The organism is Chitinophaga polysaccharea (genome assembly GCF_007829335.1).
Lineage (GTDB): Bacteria > Bacteroidota > Bacteroidia > Chitinophagales > Chitinophagaceae > Chitinophaga > Chitinophaga polysaccharea_B.
This window is the reverse complement of sequence record NZ_VIWO01000006.1, coordinates 430,286-447,739: the sequence shown is the minus strand read 5'-3', so window position 1 is coordinate 447,739 and position 17,454 is coordinate 430,286. Positions and strand designations below refer to the sequence as shown.

The following is a 17,454-nucleotide window of genomic DNA, read 5'->3' as shown; positions in this document are numbered from 1 at the left end:
GCCATGGCCGTTCCATATTTTCAGTAGGTGTATTCGGTTAATAGGAAGAAGGGGCGAATTCTTTCGCCCTTTCGCTTTTTTATTCAGCCAGGATAGTCATCCGAACTTACTAACGGCACGTACCAGGTGATCACCCCGTATGTCCTGAAATCACCGCCGGTTATTCGTAATTCTTTTTTAAATTGTGTAGTCACACAGACCAGCCAATGTCTATTAAAGATGTATGTTTTTTGTGCTGGCTCCTCTTGGGAGCCTGTTTGGGAGCGGGAGCCCAGGACTCTCTGCGTACATACCGGTTGCTGGATTCTGTTCGCCAGCTCCGCGCAGACACGGCAAAAGTGTCGCTGCTGATTAAAAAGGGCGGGGAAAATGCCCGTTACTTTGATAATCATAAACTGGACAACCCCTTCTGGCAAGAGGCGCTTACCCTATCCCAGCAACTCAGGTTTTTCCAGGGAATATCCCGTGCCTATAACGAAATCGGTACCAGCAAAAGAAATAAGTCACTCTATATTGTTGCGGAAGACTACCATGAGAAAGCCCTGAAAGCTGCGGAAGAAGCGAAAGACACCTCCCTGATCGCTTTTTCTCTTAACAACGCCGGAGTGGATTGTCGCCGGCTCGACAAACTCCGGAAAGGTTTTGATTATCATATGAGAGCCCTGGTATTGGCAGAGCAGATCAATGATATCCGAAATATTTGCGTGGCTACCAACAGCATCGGCAATATCCAGCTCACCATGGAGAAATATGGGGATGCCATTCAACACTTTAATCACGCACTGGAGCTGGAAGAAAAAAGCCACAACGACCTGGGAGTGGCCATCAACCTGGGAAACCTGGGCTATGCCTACCAGGGACAGGGAAAGCTGGACCTGGCCATCCAATATTATAAACGCTCCCTGAATATGAACCTGAAAATGGACCGGCCTATTGGGATCGCCATTTGCTACAATGCGCTGGGAGCGGCCTATAAAGAGAAAAAAGATTATGCAGCCGCCATGTATTACCTGGAAAAAGCGCTCGAAGTAAATGACCAGGTAGACGATAAAGTGCATGTGGCAGAGAGCTACCTCAGCATCGGTAAGTTATTGGGTGCCCAGGCAAAACATGAAGACGCCCGGAAATATATCCAGCAATCCATTGATGTAAGTACTTTCTGGGGTTTCAAATCCATGCTGATGGATGCCTACAAGGCCCTGGCAGAAGATTACAAGGAAAGCGGCGATTTTGAAAAATCATTGGAGGCGGTAGATAAATCCCTGTTGTATAAAGACAGTATCCTCGATGAAAGGTCGGCCATGGCCATGACCCAGATGCAAACCATCTATGAAGTAGACCGGAAGGATAACCAGATCCGTGCCCTGGAACATGATAAAATGCTGGGAGCACTCCGTACTAAACGGAATGTGGCGATTTCTTTCTTCCTGGCAGCTTTTCTCCTGATGGCCATCGTTGGCGGGTTTTTCTATATTCGTCACCGTAACCTGAAGGCCAATAAACAAACATTACAGCTGGAACTGCGCTCCCTGCGTTCCCAGATGAACCCACACTTTATCTTCAACTCCCTTAGCTCTATCCACCGGTATATATGGAGTAATAACCAGGAAGAAGCATCTGACTACCTCACTAAGTTTTCCCGGCTCATGCGCCTGATCCTGGATAATACGCAACATACTTTTGTAACCCTCAATAAGGAACTGGAATCGTTAAGACTTTACCTTGACCTGGAGTCTTTGCGGTGTAATGGTATTTTTGAATATAGATTTCAGATAGATACAGAAATAAATGACGACGAAGTACTGATCCCGCCCATGATTTTGCAGCCTTATGTGGAAAATGCTATCTGGCACGGCCTTGTACATAAATTGCCGGAAGAAAAGGGATTACTGGATATCAGTATTATCTTGCAAAAGCGTAGCCTGGTATGTACCATCACCGACAACGGTATTGGACGAAAGAAAGCAATGGAAATAAAAGACCGAAAAGGGCGTCTACACAATTCGGTGGGCATGAAAGTAACAGAAGGAAGGATAGACCTGATACGAAAAATCAATAATAAAGAGGCAACAGTAACCGTAACCGATCTGGAAGATGAGTCAGGCAAGGCAACCGGCACCCGTGTAACCATCGTATTGCCGGCAGAATTTATATTTTAGGATACCAACAGCTAACAACCATAACTATAAAACGCTAAATAGCTAAAAGCTACTTATATGAGCGAACTAAAAGCTATCATCGTAGATGATGAGCAACATTGCATAGATGCATTGCAAACAATGCTTCAAAAAAAATGTCCCGGTGTGAATGTGGTGGGCTGGGCCAAAAGTGTGGCAGAAGCCAAAAGGCTGATAGATGAGTTGCAGCCGGATCTCGTATTTCTTGACGTGGAAATGCCCTATCAGAACGGGTTCGAATTGCTGAAACTATTTGAAAAAGTTCATTTTGATGTAATATTCACTACCGCATACGAGCAGTATGCGTTGAAAGCTATTAAATTCAATGCATTGGACTACCTGCTAAAACCCTTTAGTGTTAAGGAACTACAGGACGCCCTGGAAAAATGTAAGGAGAAGAAAAACAATCGCGGGATGAAGGAAACGGGTGGAGTATCACCCATGGATGTGTTTTTACAGAACATGAAAACGTTGCAACAAACCCATAAGAAAATAGCCTTACCTACTATCAATGGCCTGGTGTTTATGCCGGTACAGAACATTGTGCGTTGTGAATCTACCGGCAACTATACGCGCATTTTCTTTACCGATAAGAAAAACCTGATGGTATCCCGTCCCCTGAAAGAATTTGAGGAGCTATTGTCTGACGTGGATTTCTTCCGGGTGCATAATTCTCATCTCATCAATATGCAGCAAATGCAGTCCTATATCCAGGGAGAAGGCGGTTTTGCGCTGATGAGCGATGGTGCCCAGGTAGAGGTATCCCGCCGGCGTAAAGCAGACTTTTTAAAGAAGGCCATGCAATTCTAAGTGATGATTTACAAGGGATTTAGCAGGGAAGGTCTCCGATTTTATTCGTTTTCATGCCAGTTACAGGAAATTAACTACCATATAATAAATGGCTATTGCGGGCGTATGGCAGATAAACTACTTTTGAATTACGATTTCAATATTAACACCATATAAAGATTTTATACTCTGCATTACTAGCGTGATTAGCCCCAAAGAAAAAAGACACCGTTCTGGTGTCTTTTTTGTTTTTAAATGTTGATATACAATTAGTTAGATGTGTTTATAATTGACTGGCTGTTGCCAGTTCATCTGCCTTCTGTTCCAGTTGGAAGAAAGACAGCAACCGCCGAATCACCCCTTCTACGAGCGCGTCCGGACAGGAAGCGCCACTGGTCAGCAGGATAGTTACCTGGTCTTTTTTGGGAAGGAACTGATCACTATCGATCGTTTGTTTATGGTGAAAATCCCAGTGCTGAATCGCATCTGCCGATAATATATGTTCGGGAGAAGAGATGAAATAGGTAGGCAGTTTTTCTTCACACAATTCCACGAGGTGGGAAGTATTGGAACTATTATAACCACCTACTACAATGGCCAGATCGGCAGTTTCCTGCAACATACCGGTAACGGCAGTCTGGTTATCATTGGTAGCATAGCAGAGGGTATCCCGGGTATCTGCAAATCTTTCGCCTACGTTAGCATCTGTTAGCTGAAAGGTACTGATCATGACTTGTTTGATGTGGTCTGCAATCGCCTGGGTTTCTGTGGCCAGCATGGTGGTTTGGTTCACCACCCCCACCCGCTGCAGGTCTTTCGTAACATCAAATCCGGTAGAATACTGGCCTTCAAACAGGGTGTAAAATTCTTCGGGATTTCTTTTCCCGCTGATGAAGTCGGCCAGTAGCGCGGCTTCCCTAATATCTTTCACTACTACAGTCGGAGTACCCGCCTGGCTATGGGAAAAAGTAGCCCGGGTTTCTTCATGTTTGGGCTTACCATGTACAATGACGGTGTAGTTTTTCTGACCGATTTGTTCTGCCTTATTCCACACCCTTTCTACGAAAGGGCAGGTGGTGTTGTATTTCAGTGGTTCTATGCCCAGGGAGGCGAGTTGTTTCTCCGTTTCCAGGGTAGTACCGAAAGCGGGAATAATAACAATATCATCTGCCTGTAAGCTTTCCCAGGGCACCAGCTGTTTGCCGGCTGTATCCATAATGAATTGTACGCCCCGGTCCAGCAAGTCGCTGTTGACATGCGGATTATGAATCATTTCACTCAGCAGGAAAATGCGTTTGCCGGGGTTTTCATCTACCGTTTTGAAGGCGATTTCAATGGCATTTTCTACACCATAGCAAAAACCGAAATGACGGGCCAGCAGAATCCTGATGGGACCAAAATTCAGCTCAGTAGGGGTAAAGTCCTTTTTCATGCGGTCCTGCTGTTTGCGCTGGTTTTTAATGGCGCTGATCAGCGGACTGCGATATATTACCGGAACGTTAAATGTTTTCATGTGTTAAATGACGGAAAATTGAACGACAAAGTTAATCAGTTTTCTTTGCTCACTTTGTCTAACCAGGCTTTTTCTTCAGCACTCAGGCTGTTATAACCTTTTTCGTTTATTTTATCCAGCAGCTGATCCAGCCGGGACTGGCTGCTATCATCTGTTTTCCGGACTACTTTCAGCGGCGATTTTTTGGGCTTAAACTTCCTGGCCGCCTGCCTTTGTTCCCGACGGGTGTTGACGTCAAACAGCCAGATTAAAGGTCTACAGAGGTCGGTACCTGCCTGCAGGGTACGGATATAGAAGAAACCCAGCAGGGCGCCGCCCATATGGGAGATAAGACCGCCAATGTTGCCATTGGGAATAGAAATCAATCCCAGTAATACCAATGCCAGCGCCAGCCACTTTAACCGTATACTTCCCAGGAACATGAGGCCTATTTCGTAGTTGGGCATCAGGGTGGCGGCAGCCACCAGTATGCACATGATCGCAGCAGAGGCGCCTATCATGGTATAGCCCATATAACCGGGAAACAGGCTGGCGCTCAGCAGATACAACAAACCACCGGCAATCCCGCCCAGCAGGTATAAGGGGAGCACCCGTTTGTTGCCCAGGAAATCACGGAATAAGTTGCCAAACCAGTAGAGGTTAATCATGTTAAACAGCACATGAAATATCTGTTCATGGGTAAACATGTAAGTGATAAGCCCCCATGGCTTTAATATGAAAGCGCTCAACGGAGCGTGAATGGCCAGTTGATCATACGTCCAGATAAAAGGACCGGGTTGTTTGGTCAGAAAAGCGATGAGGTGCACAATATTGATGCCCAGGAAAACGATAATATTCCAGAAAAGCAAATGGTTCACTGTGTTACCTTGCCTGAGCCAATAACGAATATCCGATTGAAAAGAGGTCCCGTTCATATACACAAATTAAAATAAAATCCGGGATTTCGATATACAAATTAACATTTTGGATGATAGAAAAATAAGTCGTGTAACCGCAGGTTGACAGCAGCTTTCTCCCTATGTTTATCAACAATTAATTGGCGGTCTGGTTGCTTTTTTTAGAAAAAATTACAGGAAAAACACAAGGTGAAATATTGTTGTAGTATATTTTTTAATAATACAATTAAAAAATATCTGAAAACTGCGGTCTGTTCTACTGCCAATCGGCTATTTCTTCAATAAATATGTCGGTAAACGGGTAATTTTTCGTATTTTTGCCGTCCCATAAAACAGGGAGTCCGGGTATTCCGGGCTAAAATTTCAATTTTTTATGAGCGAAAACATCATTCCTAACGAACAAAACGCTGAACAACAGGCTGCTGCACCAGCAGTAGAAACAGCGACACCAAAGGCGCCTGTAGCGAAAGTTGAAACTGCACACGACGATTTCGACTGGAGCGTTGACAAACGTAATGTTTCTTCTTACAGCAAAGAAGAAAAAGCTAAGTACGATGCTACTTACGATGGTACTTTCAAGGTGTTTGAAGAAAACAGCCTGCTGACTGGTACTGTAGTAGGTTTAACCAACACAGACGTAGTAATCAACATCGGTTTCAAATCTGATGGTTTGATTTCTCTGAACGAATTCCGTGATTTACCAGGTCTGAAGATCGGTGATGAAGTGGAAGTGCTGGTAGTAGAAAAAGAAGACCGCGATGGTAACCTGCACCTGAGCCGTAAACAGGCTCGTCAAAAACGTGCTTGGGAAAAAATCGTGGAAGTTTACAAAACAGGCGAAGTGGTTACTGGTACTGTTACCAGCAAAACCAAAGGCGGCTTGATCGTAGACGTATACGGCATGGAAACATTCCTGCCAGGTTCTCAGATCGATGTGAAACCAGTTACCGATTACGACCAGTTTGTAGGCAAAACTATGGAGTTCAAGGTGGTGAAAGTAAACGAAACCATCCGCAACGCCGTTGTTTCCCACAAAGCGCTGATCGAAAGCGATATCGAACAACAAAGAGTGGATATCATCAGCAAACTGGAGAAAGGCCAGGTGCTGGAAGGTACTATCAAAAATATCACCGACTTCGGTGCGTTCATCGACCTGGGTGGTCTGGACGGTTTGCTGTATATCACCGATATCAGCTGGGGCCGTATCTCCCATCCGAGCGAAGTACTGCAGATGGATCAGAAAATCAACGTTGTTGTGCTTGACTTCGATGACGAAAAACGTCGCATAAGCCTGGGCTACAAACAACTGACTCCGCATCCGTGGGATACTTTACCAGCTACCATCACTGAAGGTGCTAAAGTAAAAGGTAAAGTTGTAAACATCGAAGATTACGGTGCATTCCTGGAAATCATGCCAGGCGTGGAAGGTCTGGTACACGTATCTGAAATCTCATGGGCTTCTACTCCAATCAACGCTAAGGAATTCTTCAAATTAGGTGAAGAATACGAAGCAGTGGTAGTTACCCTGAGCAAAGAAGAGCGTAAAATGTCTCTGTCTATCAAACAACTGACAGAAGATCCATGGTCTACTATCGAAACTAAATTCCCTGTTGACAGCCGTCATAAAGGTATCGTGAAAAACATCACTCCTTATGGCGTATTCGTTGAACTGGAAACTGGTATCGGTGGCATGATCCACATCTCTGACCTGAGCTGGATCAAGCGCTTCAACCACCCATCTGAGTACACTAAAGTAGGTAGCGAAATAGATGTAGTTATCCTGGGTATTGACAAGGAAAACCGCAAACTGAGCCTCGGTCACAAACAGATCGAAGAAGATCCTTGGAACACTTTCGAAACTATCTTCCCGATCAACTCCGTACACGAAGGTACTGTTGTGAAGAAAGATGATAAAGGTGCTACTGTTCAACTGCAATACGGCCTGGAAGCTTATGCTCCTGCACGTCACCTGAGAACAGAAGACGAAAAACCAATCAACGTTGAAGACGTGAAAGAATTCATGATCATCGAATTCGATCGTAGCGAAAAACGTATCCTGGTTTCTCACACCCGCGTTTGGGAAAAAGCTCAGGCGGAAGAAAAACAAGCTATCGTGAAAGAGAAGAGAGACGAAGCTGACAAAACCCGTAAGGCTGTGAAAAACATCCAGGGTAAAGTTGAAAAAGCTACTTTAGGTGATCTGGGTGCTTTAGCTGAACTGAGAGAAAAACTGAAACAATCTGAAGGTGGCGAAGAAAAAAGCGCACAATAAGGTTTAAGTTTCATTAAATAATGAATCCCGCTCCGAGTAATTCGGGGCGGGATTTTTTTTGAATAAATGTAATTGTCAAAAAAATAATATTTTGTCGGAATATTTCCGAAAGGTGTTCCACTCCACCTACATCACTTTCTTTTACGCGCTCAGGATAGTGACGATTGGAAACACAAAACGGTTGACGAAAACCAGTTACTACAGCTATTAAATGATAAAATAGACGCGGTCTCTTTCGACCGCATCAGGGAGGATGTAATACGTTTTATCCCAGATAGTGCTTTATTGGATATTTGGTCCCCAGTGTACTTCAAGGAATTAGTTAAGCGAATAAAATTCGAATAGCTTGCTACTCAAATATCGCCACAACTCTCGCCGGCGCCGCACTGGCCCCTTTTATCTTCAGTGGAAACACACTCACTTTAAATCCAAATGCCGGCAATGCGCCCAGGTTGACCAGCTGCTCCATATGGCAGTATTCCTTTTGTTGCCCTACCAGGTGGGCCTGCCAGAAATAATCATCCCGTTGAAGTTGTTTGGCTTGCTGCGCCATATATTTTAAAGGCAGGTCGAATCCCCACTGATCTATTCCCATTACTTTCACGCCCTGGTCTATCAGCCAGTGGGTGGCTTCGGCGCTCATGCCGGTACCCCGCATGGCGTATTCTTTGGTGCCCACGTATTTGTCGCGACCGGTATGAATAAGTACAATAGTGCCGGGAGTAATTACGGCGCCGCTTTTTTCAAGATCGGCACGTATATCCGCCACCGTTATTTGCTCAAAATCTGCTTTGTGGGTCATATTCAATACCACCCCGTTGCCATAGCACCATTCCAGCGGAATTTCATCGATGGTTTTGGCCGGTGCACCATTTACAGTGGGAGCATAGTGCCAGGGGGCATCGATGTGGGTGGCGGCGTGTACGCCCATGCCGATAATTTTATCGTCGGCCCAGCCTTCAAACCCTTTGGGGAAGAGCTTTGCAGGGAGTCCCAGGAAAAAGCGGATCAGCCCTTTACTTTGTCGATGCGTTTTGTGTTTGATTTTGATACGCATAAACCAGGGATCCTGTTTGTTGTAGGAGATGGTTTTGGACAGATCTACGATTTTCATATTGGTTTTTTGGCGTCAATTGTGCCGTAAAGATGATCAACAAAATATCATCTTCCAAAAACTATTTCGTAAGCAGCGACAGTTTGGCGTCATTAAATTCCAGCAGGGAATCCAATTGCATATTGGCTAAGGCATACCGCGGATCTTTTCTGTTATGGGTTTCCGGTACCACTACGGTGGTCATACGGGCGGCCTTGGCAGCAATCATACCGGTCACCGAATCTTCAAATGCCAGGCAATCCAGCGGTTCGCTACCCAGGGCTTTGGCACAGGCCAGGTACACTGCCGGATGGGGTTTACCGTAATCTTCAAACTCGGCAGAATATACGGCCTGGAAGCGGTCTTTTATCTGTAAATGATCTAACACCGCATTGATCAGGCGCAGCGGGGAGGAGGAGGCCAGTCCCATTTTGAACCCTTTCTCCTTAAAATACCCGAGAATATAGTGCAATCCTTCCATCGGTTGCCCGCTGGCGATGATTTTGGCAATCACGCTGTCAATGATTTCATTGACAACCTGTTCGGGAGATTTGCCATCCCATTTATAAAAGTTATGCCAGTAACTTACTACTTCTTTGGTGCGTAAACCGGTGGTAAGGTGCGTGAGTTCGGGCGACAGTTTAACACCCACAGTGGCAAATACTTCCCGCATCGCAATGCCCCACAGCGGTTCAGAGTCGATCAACAGACCATCCATATCAAATATTACCGTATCTATCATGAAATTCCCTTTTTATGCGCGGCAAAGATAAGAAGATATGCGGCCAGATCACAGTGGAAAGGAGCGAAATGCCCCCTGTTATCTTCTTCCCTCATAACAAAAAGTTATACCGGATAAATTTTGGTTATTGCCTCCCTGCAGGTTTGTACCTCCGCCGAAGGCCAGATCGGTCTACTGTACTGTGTTTTCGCTGCTTTTTTCATCCAGGACCCGGTCCATCGCTAATTCCACCCCTTTTTGGGGGCTTATTCAATTCCCAAAAAAGTTTTGGAAAGATGGGCTGCATTTCTATCTTTGTATTACTCTACTAAAATTATAGGAAATATGGGTAATGGGGTGTCATATCGCAGAAATAATGGATGTAGCTGTTGTAATACAACACCTGCGAGGCGCGTGTAATAGAAAATTCCAGTGATCAGCTTACTGTAAATCATTATACGAGCCTCCGAAAGTATCCCGGGGGCTTTTTGATGTTAAAGAAAAACAACCATACCCCGCTCAGAAAATAGCTTTTTACCACCACCTGAAAATACTTTTTATGCAAAGCTTCAGAACAGAACTCGAAAATCCAATTGTTGAACAGGACATTATAAACCTGGAGAAAAAGATTCGCCAGTTCCGCGAAGGCAATATCACGGACGAAAAATTCCGCAGCCTTCGTCTGGCAAGAGGGATATATGGGCAACGCCAGCCAGGTGTACAAATGATACGTATCAAACTGCCCTATGGTAAAATGACTTTGCAACAATGGAACCGTATTACTGAAGTATCTGATGAATATGCTACCAGCAACCTCCACCTGACCACCCGCCAGGATGTACAAATCCACTATGTTAGCCTCGACAGAACGCCAGAACTGTGGACCAAACTGGAGCAAGATGGAATCACCATTCGCGAAGCCTGTGGTAACACGGTGCGTAACGTAACCGCTTCCGACCGTGCCGGTATCGATCCGGATGAGCCATTTGATGTAACGCCTTATGCAGACGCGGTATTCCGTTATTTTCTGCGTAACCCGGTGAGCCAGGAAATGGGCCGTAAAATAAAAATCTCTTTTTCCTCTTCAGATAAAGATACCGCCTGGTCTTTCATGCACGATTTCGGTATGATTCCTAAGGTGAAAATCATCGACGGTAAAGAAGTACGTGGCTTCAAAGTATTGGTAGGCGGAGGTTTGGGTGCACAACCCTTCCTGGCTAAACCAGTGTATGAATTCCTGGAAACAGATCAGCTTATTCCTTATATCGAAAACGTACTGCGCGTATTTGACCGTTATGGTGAAAGAACCAGCCGGAACAAAGCCCGCATGAAATTCCTCATCCAGAAAATTGGTATGGAAGAATTTGAACGTTTGGTGAAAGAAGAATATAAAGCAGTAAAACTGAAAAGTGTACCTATCGACGCTGATGCCTGGGTAGCTACCCAACCCGCTCCGGTAGGGCCTGTTCCCGCATATTCCATCAAGGATACTAAAAAGTACGAAGCCTGGAAAGCGACCAACGTTTTTGAACAGAAACAAAAAGGTTACTACGGCGCCTACGTTAAAATAACCCTCGGTAACATCGGTTCTGCCATCAGCCGCCAGCTGATTGAAGCACTGCGACCCGTGATTGCAGACGATGTGCGGGTAACTGCCAACCAGGGACTCCTGTTGAAATACATATTGCCGGAAAATCTGCCCTATGTATTCAGCGTACTGGAAACTGCAGGCTTTGCCAATGCCGGTTTCGACAGTGTTGCCGACATCACGGCTTGCCCGGGTACCGACACCTGTAACCTTGGTATTTCCAGCAGCACAGGAATAGCTAAAGTATTGGAAGATGTGATCACAGAAGAATTCCCTGACCTGATCTATAATAAGGATATTAAGATCAAAATCAGTGGCTGTATGAACTCCTGCGGTCAGCACGGTATCGCCAGTATTGGCTTCCATGGCTCTTCCATGAAGAGCGGCGGTAAAGTATTGCCAGCTCTCCAAGTATTGCTGGGTGGTGGTATTGTAGGTAATGGCGATGGACGTGTAGCAGATAAAGTGATTAAAGTGCCTAGCCGCCGTGGGCCCGACGTGCTGCGCAGCCTGTTGCACGATTTTGAAATTAACGGAGAGGAGCATGAACTGTTTAACCAATACTACGATCGTAAAACAGAAAAATATTTCTACGAGCTGCTGAAACCATTGGCAGACCTGAGTACCCTCACTGCGGCCGATTTCATCGACTGGGGACAGGCACAGGACTATGCTACTGCCATTGGAGTAGGAGAGTGCGCAGGCGTTATTATCGACCTGGTGGCCACCCTGTTGCTCGAAGCAGAAGAAAAGCTGGAACTGAGCAGTGCGTCACTGGCAGGAGGCGCTTATGCCGATGGTATTTACCACGCTTACTCTTCCTTTGTTCAGGGCGCCAAAGCGCTATTGCTGAGCGAAGCGATCAGCGGTAACACGCAGATAGGTATCATTAATGATTTCGACAAACACTTTGTAGCTACTGGTAAATTCGGCTTCGAACCTGACTTTAAAACGGTGGTGTTACAGATTAATGGGAACGAGCCTACGGAGAGCTTTGCGAAGTCTTATTACGAGCAGGCGCAGTCTTTTTATACCGCAGCGCAGGTATACCGTCAACGGGTAAACGAACTGGTGCAGGCTTAATTATTCACTCATCTCAACATTATTATCATGCAAGATATACAACCCAAACTCACATTGATAGGTGCTGGCCCAGGCGATCCGGAGCTGATTACTGTTAAGGGATTAAAGGCCATTCAAAATGCCCGGGTCATCCTTTATGACGCATTGTCCAGCAACGAATTGCTGGACTATGCGCCGGCCAATTGCCTCCGCCGTTTTGTGGGTAAGCGCGCAGGTATGCATGTTTATTCGCAGGATGAAATAAACAGGATGATTGTAAAATATGCCTTAACTTATGGCAGTGTAGTGCGGTTGAAAGGAGGAGATTCATTTGTGTTTGGCCGTGGCCAGGAAGAAATAGCTTTCGCTCAGCAATTTGGTGTTACCGCCGAAGTGATTCCCGGTATTTCCAGCGCCATTGCAGTGCCTGGCGTTAATAAAATCCCGGTAACCAGCCGCCACGTGAGTGAAGGCTTTTGGGTGATTACCGGTAATACCCGGAATGGTAACTTGTCCCGCGACCTGGAACATGCCATCAAGGCTAATACCACCGTTGTCATTCTCATGGGAATGAGTAAACTGGCGGAAATTGCCGGTATCTACAGCGACGCAGGAAGAGGCAAAACGCCCGCTGCTATTATCCAGAACGGTACGTTGCCCACCCAGAAAATGGGATTGGGAAATGTGGCCGACCTCGTGGAAATAGCCGCTACACACGATCTGCATAACCCTGCTATCCTGGTGATAGGAGAGGTGGTACGCTTCCATGAAGCGTTCCAGGCACTGCAGACCAAAGTGTCAGCCGAACTTAAAATTGCCGTATAATGGAAGAAAATCATTTATTCCCGGTGTTTTTCAAATTGCACCGCTTGCAGGTACTCGTTGTAGGCGGTGGTAATATCGGATTAGAAAAAGCCAATGCCATGTTGGAAAATTGCCCCCAGGCAAATGTTACCATCGTGTCAATGGATTTTTTGCCTGAGCTGACCTCGCTTACGCATCAATATCCTAATATTACCCTGGTACAGAAATCGTTTTCCTGTGGAGATTTGCTGGGGAAAGACCTGGTAATTGCAGCTACCAACGACCGGGAGCTGAATTATCATGTGTGGGAAACTGCCAAGTGTAGCAAGGTATTGATCAATGTGGCCGATACCCCCGACCTGTGCGATTTCTATCTCGGGTCTATCGTACGTAAAGGCAACCTGAAAATTGCCATTTCTACCAATGGTAAATCGCCCACCGTTGCCAAACGCCTGAAACAGGTGCTGCAGGAAGCTATTCCGGATACCATCGATGAAGTATTGAATAAGTTATCGTTGATCCGCGACAAATTAACGGGCGACTTCAGCGCCAAAGTAAAAAAACTGAACAGTCTTACCGATGTATTGGTAAAATCTGAAAGAGATCCGTTGTAATAGTTACTTTTTCAGTAGTGTTAGCAGTATCTGCGCCTGGTTGTGCGTTTCGTCTTTAGCCCCATACAATAGTGTTACCCGATGGTGTAGTGCTTTCTTTTTGATAGCTGCCAGCAAATCTTTTTTCTCCTGTAATTCCTTTAGATATTTTGTTTTGAATTCAGCAAATCTTGTTGGGTCATGGTGAAACCATTCCCGTAGTTCGTTGCTGGGCGCTATTTCTTTGACCCATTCATCTACATGGGCCCGCTCTTTTGTAAGCCCCCTGGGCCATAAGCGGTCCACCAGGATGCGGTAGCCGTCGGAGTCTGCATAATCTTCGTATACGCGTTTGATCTGTATCATAATTCAACTAACAACCCGGTGAATTATTTTGTTCCGCAGGGAAACTCCCTGAAAATTAATATTATTGTAGCTATGACAGATTATTCATCGATTATAGCAGCAACAGTCAGTTACGTAAAACAGGAATTAGCCGACGCAGAAGGAGGCCACGACTGGTGGCATATTTACCGGGTATGGCAGCAGGCGAAACATATTGCAGCCACGGAAACGGTCGACCTGCTGGTGGTAGAACTAGGCGCGTTATTGCATGATATCGCAGATTCCAAGTTCCATCACGGCGATGAAAATATTGGTCCCGCTAAAGCGGTGGCCTTCCTGCAAACGCAGGTAGTGCCGGAGGTTGTGATTACACATGTGGAAAATATTATCCGGCACATTTCCTTTAAAGGGGGAAACCAGGAAAAATCGTTTTATTCGCCTGAGCTAGGCGTGGTACAGGACGCCGACCGACTGGATGCGATGGGCGCCATTGGTATTGCCCGGGCATTTAATTATGGCGGGTTTAAAAACCGGCTGCTGCATGATCCTGCGGTACAGCCTAATATGCAGATGACGAAAGAGGAGTATAAGAACAGTACAGCGCCTACCATTACACATTTCTACGAAAAGTTATTGTTGCTGAAAGACCGGATGAATACCCCTACCGGAAAGGAATTGGCAATAGAGCGGCATACATTTATGGAGCAGTTCCTGGATCGGTTTTACAAAGAATGGGAAGGAGAGATATAATTAATGATCTTAATGTAAGTAGTAGAGAGAGAAATTAATTATTTAGATATTTATTCCCAGAAGTGGAAATAAATATCTAAATAACTAATGAGAAAAATTTATAGAGAGAACAGTGCTTTCAGTTCATCAGCATCTTCCGGTTTCATTTTTCCGCCCAGGATGAGGCGTAGTTGGCGACGACGCAAAGCGCCTTCATATAATCTTTTTTCTTCTTCTGTGTCAGTAATAATGCCGGGCACGGGGCGGGAATTACCATTAGGATCCAGCGCCACAAACGTCATGAAGGCTTCATTGGATTTGTAACGGTATTGCTGAACCGGATCTTCTCCCCATACTTTCATATGTACTTCCATGGAGGTGTTGAAAGCACGGCTCACTTTAGATTCGATATGTACTACGTTGCCGAGCTTGATGGGATTTTCAAAAGAAATGTTATCCACGGAAGCTGTTACAACAGGGGCGCTGCAGTGTTTCATGCAGGCCAGTGCGGCGGCAATATCCATCCAGTACATCAAACGACCTCCCATCAGGTTGCCGAATGTATTGGTATCATTCGGTAAAACCAGTTCGGTCATTTGTATCAGCGAGTCTTGAGCTCTCTTTGGCGTTAATGTCATCTTTTATGTATTTCGGACGCAAATTTACAGTATATATATTGATAGTAGCGAAAGCATTTAAATGAAGAAGGTGCTGGATAAAGGTTTTTAATAAATAATTTCCAGTGCTTGAAAATTGTTCAAAACGCCCGCCAGATCACTAATGAGCGCTAAAGATATTCTCCGAAAAATTAACAAACAAATAAAACCGGCAGGTAAAAAACTTGGGAGCGAAGCAAATTTGTGTAACTTTGCATGACCTTCGGAAGTAGTTTACTTGATCGGTATTACACCAAACGCAGTCCGGCACTTCCCCGTTTATAGGTCAAGTACATTTAGCTGAATTTTAGTTTTTATGGCAAAATATATCTTCGTTACGGGAGGTGTTACTTCCTCTTTGGGTAAAGGAATTATAGCAGCTTCGCTTGCAAAGCTATTGCAGGCGCGCGGCTTTAGAGTGACTATTCAGAAATTTGATCCATATATCAATGTGGATCCGGGAACATTAAACCCTTATGAACATGGTGAATGTTATGTAACGGAAGATGGAGCAGAAACCGATCTGGATCTTGGACACTATGAGCGTTTTCTGAACACGCCAACGTCTCAGGCCAATAATGTTACTACAGGCCGCATTTACCAAACAGTGATCAACAAGGAAAGAGAAGGCGCCTACCTGGGTAAAACCGTGCAGGTAATCCCTCACATCACCGATGAAATCAAACGTCGTATCCTCCTGTTGGGTAAAGATGGCAAGTTCGATATCGTGATCACCGAATTGGGTGGAACGGTAGGGGATATTGAATCCCTCCCGTATATTGAGGCGGTTCGCCAGTTACAGTGGGAGCTGGGTGAAGAAGACTGTCTGGTGGTACACCTGACCCTGATCCCTTACCTGCGTGCAGCTAAGGAGCTGAAAACCAAGCCTACACAACACTCTGTTCGCCTCCTGAGCGAATACGGTGTGCATCCCGATATTATTGTTTGCCGTACAGAAGAACCGCTGTACCGCGATCTGAAAAAGAAAATCGCCCTCTTCTGTAATGTACAGGTGGATGCGGTGATTGAAGCTAATGACGTACCTACTATTTACGAAGTACCACTGGAAATGATGCGCGAGAAACTGGATGTATCCGTGCTGAAGAGACTGGGATTACCCGTGGAAAAAGAGCCGGAGCTGGCCAAGTGGCGCGAATTCCTGGATAAGCTGAAATATCCGAAATCCAAGGTGACCATCGGTTTGATCGGTAAGTATGTGGAATTGCAGGATGCTTACAAATCTATCCTGGAATCATTCATACATGCCGGTTCGCTCAACGAATGCAAGGTAGTGGTACAAAATATACATTCTGAACACCTGACACCTGAAAATGTATGCGAAAAACTGAAGAACCTCGACGGGCTCCTGGTAGCGCCTGGCTTCGGTCATCGTGGCATTGAAGGAAAAATTACCGCTATCCAGTATGCCCGTGAAAATAAGCTGCCGTTCTTCGGTATCTGCCTGGGTATGCAAATGAGCGTAGTGGAATATGCCCGTAACGTGCTCGGATGGAAAGATGCGCATTCCGTGGAAATGAACCCTGATACGGCTCATCCGGTTATCAACCTCATGGAAGAACAGAAGAAAGTAACAGCTAAGGGTGGTACCATGCGTTTGGGCGCTTATGCGTGTGAAATTACCCCTGGCACCAAAGCAGAAGAAATATATGGTAGCACTTCCATCAGCGAAAGACACCGCCACCGCTACGAGTTTAACAACGATTATGTACAGCAGTTTGAAGCTGCTGGCCTCCGCCTTTCCGGTAAAAACCCGGAGAGCGGACTGGTAGAAATCGTGGAGCTGTCTGAACATCCTTTCTTCGTAGGCGTTCAATTCCACCCCGAATTGAAAAGCACCGTGGAAAACCCGGCGCCTATTTTCGTATCCTTTATCAAGGCTGCGAAGCAATATGCCGAAGCTAAAAATGGTAAGGCAAAAATGGAAGAAAAGTTAGCATAACCAATGTTGTGCACTAACTAATGAAGAAAAATCATTACGTTATAAAAGCAGAAAAACCGCCTGATGACTCATCAGGCGGTTTTTTGTTGCCCCCCAGATTTATATTAAACGTAAATATTATATTATTAACAACCCGCTAAGAGTGATATTGCTTCTATGTGTAAATATGATTTGATTATCATTATAATACACATTCTAATCACTTATCTATTATTTTAGCCGCATTTAACAGGGGTTTCACCTAAAAAGCATGGTC

General features: G+C 45.3%; 14 protein-coding genes. 8 read left to right on the top strand and 6 right to left on the bottom strand.

The annotated features are described in order from the left end of the window. Positions 1-206: 206 nt before the first annotated feature. On the top strand, positions 207-2,159 hold the full coding sequence (locus tag FHW36_RS21235) for a tetratricopeptide repeat-containing sensor histidine kinase (protein ID WP_145671587.1): 1,953 nt from the start codon (positions 207-209) through the stop codon (positions 2,157-2,159). Positions 2,160-2,216: 57 nt separating this feature from the next. Then, on the top strand, positions 2,217-2,987 hold the full coding sequence (locus tag FHW36_RS21230) for a LytR/AlgR family response regulator transcription factor (protein WP_145671586.1): 771 nt from the start codon (positions 2,217-2,219) through the stop codon (positions 2,985-2,987). 262 nt (positions 2,988-3,249) lie between these two features. Here FHW36_RS21230 and FHW36_RS21225 read toward each other — a convergent pair whose 3' ends face one another. After that, a complete protein-coding gene (locus FHW36_RS21225) occupies positions 3,250-4,479 on the bottom strand; it encodes a 4-hydroxy-3-methylbut-2-enyl diphosphate reductase (protein WP_145671585.1) in 1,230 nt (409 codons plus the stop codon). 35 nt (positions 4,480-4,514) lie between these two features. Then, on the bottom strand, positions 4,515-5,393 hold the full coding sequence (locus FHW36_RS21220; RefSeq protein ID WP_145671584.1) for a rhomboid family intramembrane serine protease: 879 nt from the start codon (positions 5,391-5,393) through the stop codon (positions 4,515-4,517). Positions 5,394-5,748: 355 nt separating this feature from the next. On the opposite strand from FHW36_RS21220, the gene rpsA reads away from it, so the two are divergent. After that, positions 5,749-7,647: a 30S ribosomal protein S1 gene (gene rpsA, locus FHW36_RS21215; protein ID WP_145671583.1), complete on the top strand. Its 1,899-nt coding sequence runs from the start codon at positions 5,749-5,751 to the stop codon at positions 7,645-7,647. A gap of 349 nt (positions 7,648-7,996) precedes the next feature. Here the strand turns inward: rpsA and FHW36_RS21210 are convergent, their stop codons facing one another. Both FHW36_RS21210 and hxpB read right to left on the bottom strand, forming a co-directional pair. Continuing rightward, on the bottom strand, positions 7,997-8,761 hold the full coding sequence (locus FHW36_RS21210) for a cyclase family protein (RefSeq protein ID WP_145671582.1): 765 nt from the start codon (positions 8,759-8,761) through the stop codon (positions 7,997-7,999). A 61-nt stretch (positions 8,762-8,822) separates the two neighbouring features. Further along, positions 8,823-9,482, bottom strand: coding sequence for a hexitol phosphatase HxpB (gene hxpB / locus FHW36_RS21205; RefSeq protein ID WP_145671581.1), 660 nt, complete (start codon positions 9,480-9,482; stop codon positions 8,823-8,825). A 538-nt stretch (positions 9,483-10,020) separates the two neighbouring features. On the opposite strand from hxpB, the gene FHW36_RS21200 reads away from it, so the two are divergent. From FHW36_RS21200 to FHW36_RS21190, 3 genes are read left to right on the top strand one after another with little or no spacing between them, the layout of a single operon-like run. Continuing rightward, positions 10,021-12,132 carry a nitrite/sulfite reductase gene (locus FHW36_RS21200; RefSeq protein ID WP_145671580.1) on the top strand — a complete coding sequence of 704 codons (2,112 nt, stop codon included), beginning with the start codon at positions 10,021-10,023 and terminating at the stop codon, positions 12,130-12,132. A gap of 27 nt (positions 12,133-12,159) precedes the next feature. Further along, a complete protein-coding gene (gene cobA, locus FHW36_RS21195) occupies positions 12,160-12,936 on the top strand; it encodes a uroporphyrinogen-III C-methyltransferase (protein ID WP_145671579.1) in 777 nt (258 codons plus the stop codon). Next, positions 12,936-13,529 carry a precorrin-2 dehydrogenase/sirohydrochlorin ferrochelatase family protein gene (locus FHW36_RS21190; RefSeq protein WP_145671578.1) on the top strand — a complete coding sequence of 198 codons (594 nt, stop codon included), beginning with the start codon at positions 12,936-12,938 and terminating at the stop codon, positions 13,527-13,529. The genes cobA and FHW36_RS21190 overlap by 1 nt, the downstream gene beginning before the upstream one ends. 3 nt (positions 13,530-13,532) lie before the next feature. On the opposite strand, the gene FHW36_RS21185 is transcribed toward FHW36_RS21190, so the two are convergent. Continuing rightward, complete coding sequence (locus FHW36_RS21185; RefSeq protein ID WP_145671577.1) at positions 13,533-13,874, bottom strand: DUF488 domain-containing protein; 342 nt, start codon at positions 13,872-13,874, stop codon at positions 13,533-13,535. A gap of 72 nt (positions 13,875-13,946) precedes the next feature. On the opposite strand from FHW36_RS21185, the gene FHW36_RS21180 reads away from it, so the two are divergent. Next, entirely contained in the window at positions 13,947-14,603 is a 657-nt protein-coding gene (locus FHW36_RS21180) for an HD domain-containing protein (protein WP_145671576.1), read from the top strand. 98 nt (positions 14,604-14,701) lie between these two features. Here FHW36_RS21180 and FHW36_RS21175 read toward each other — a convergent pair whose 3' ends face one another. Continuing rightward, positions 14,702-15,220, bottom strand: a complete 519-nt coding sequence (locus FHW36_RS21175; RefSeq protein WP_145671575.1) for an acyl-CoA thioesterase — start codon at positions 15,218-15,220, stop codon at positions 14,702-14,704. A gap of 334 nt (positions 15,221-15,554) precedes the next feature. Between FHW36_RS21175 and FHW36_RS21170 the strand changes: the two genes are divergently transcribed. Next, on the top strand, positions 15,555-17,198 hold the full coding sequence (locus tag FHW36_RS21170) for a CTP synthase (protein ID WP_145671574.1): 1,644 nt from the start codon (positions 15,555-15,557) through the stop codon (positions 17,196-17,198). Positions 17,199-17,454: the final 256 nt, after the last annotated feature.

Excerpts from the sequence above, each read along its gene's own strand:
- FHW36_RS21185 (WP_145671577.1), bottom strand. The coding sequence starts at position 13,874 with ATGATACAGATCAAACGCGTATACGAAGATTATGCAGACTCCGACGGC.
- FHW36_RS21200 (WP_145671580.1), top strand. The coding sequence starts at position 10,021 with ATGCAAAGCTTCAGAACAGAACTCGAAAATCCAATTGTTGAACAGGAC.
- rpsA (WP_145671583.1), top strand. The coding sequence starts at position 5,749 with ATGAGCGAAAACATCATTCCTAACGAACAAAACGCTGAACAACAGGCT.
- FHW36_RS21220 (WP_145671584.1), bottom strand. The coding sequence starts at position 5,393 with ATGAACGGGACCTCTTTTCAATCGGATATTCGTTATTGGCTCAGGCAA.
- FHW36_RS21190 (WP_145671578.1), top strand. The coding sequence starts at position 12,936 with ATGGAAGAAAATCATTTATTCCCGGTGTTTTTCAAATTGCACCGCTTG.
- FHW36_RS21180 (WP_145671576.1), top strand. The coding sequence starts at position 13,947 with ATGACAGATTATTCATCGATTATAGCAGCAACAGTCAGTTACGTAAAA.
- FHW36_RS21175 (WP_145671575.1), bottom strand. The coding sequence starts at position 15,220 with ATGACATTAACGCCAAAGAGAGCTCAAGACTCGCTGATACAAATGACC.
- FHW36_RS21210 (WP_145671582.1), bottom strand. The coding sequence starts at position 8,761 with ATGAAAATCGTAGATCTGTCCAAAACCATCTCCTACAACAAACAGGAT.
- cobA (WP_145671579.1), top strand. The coding sequence starts at position 12,160 with ATGCAAGATATACAACCCAAACTCACATTGATAGGTGCTGGCCCAGGC.
- FHW36_RS21170 (WP_145671574.1), top strand. The coding sequence starts at position 15,555 with ATGGCAAAATATATCTTCGTTACGGGAGGTGTTACTTCCTCTTTGGGT.
- hxpB (WP_145671581.1), bottom strand. The coding sequence starts at position 9,482 with ATGATAGATACGGTAATATTTGATATGGATGGTCTGTTGATCGACTCT.
- FHW36_RS21235 (WP_145671587.1), top strand. The coding sequence starts at position 207 with ATGTCTATTAAAGATGTATGTTTTTTGTGCTGGCTCCTCTTGGGAGCC.
- FHW36_RS21225 (WP_145671585.1), bottom strand. The coding sequence starts at position 4,479 with ATGAAAACATTTAACGTTCCGGTAATATATCGCAGTCCGCTGATCAGC.
- FHW36_RS21230 (WP_145671586.1), top strand. The coding sequence starts at position 2,217 with ATGAGCGAACTAAAAGCTATCATCGTAGATGATGAGCAACATTGCATA.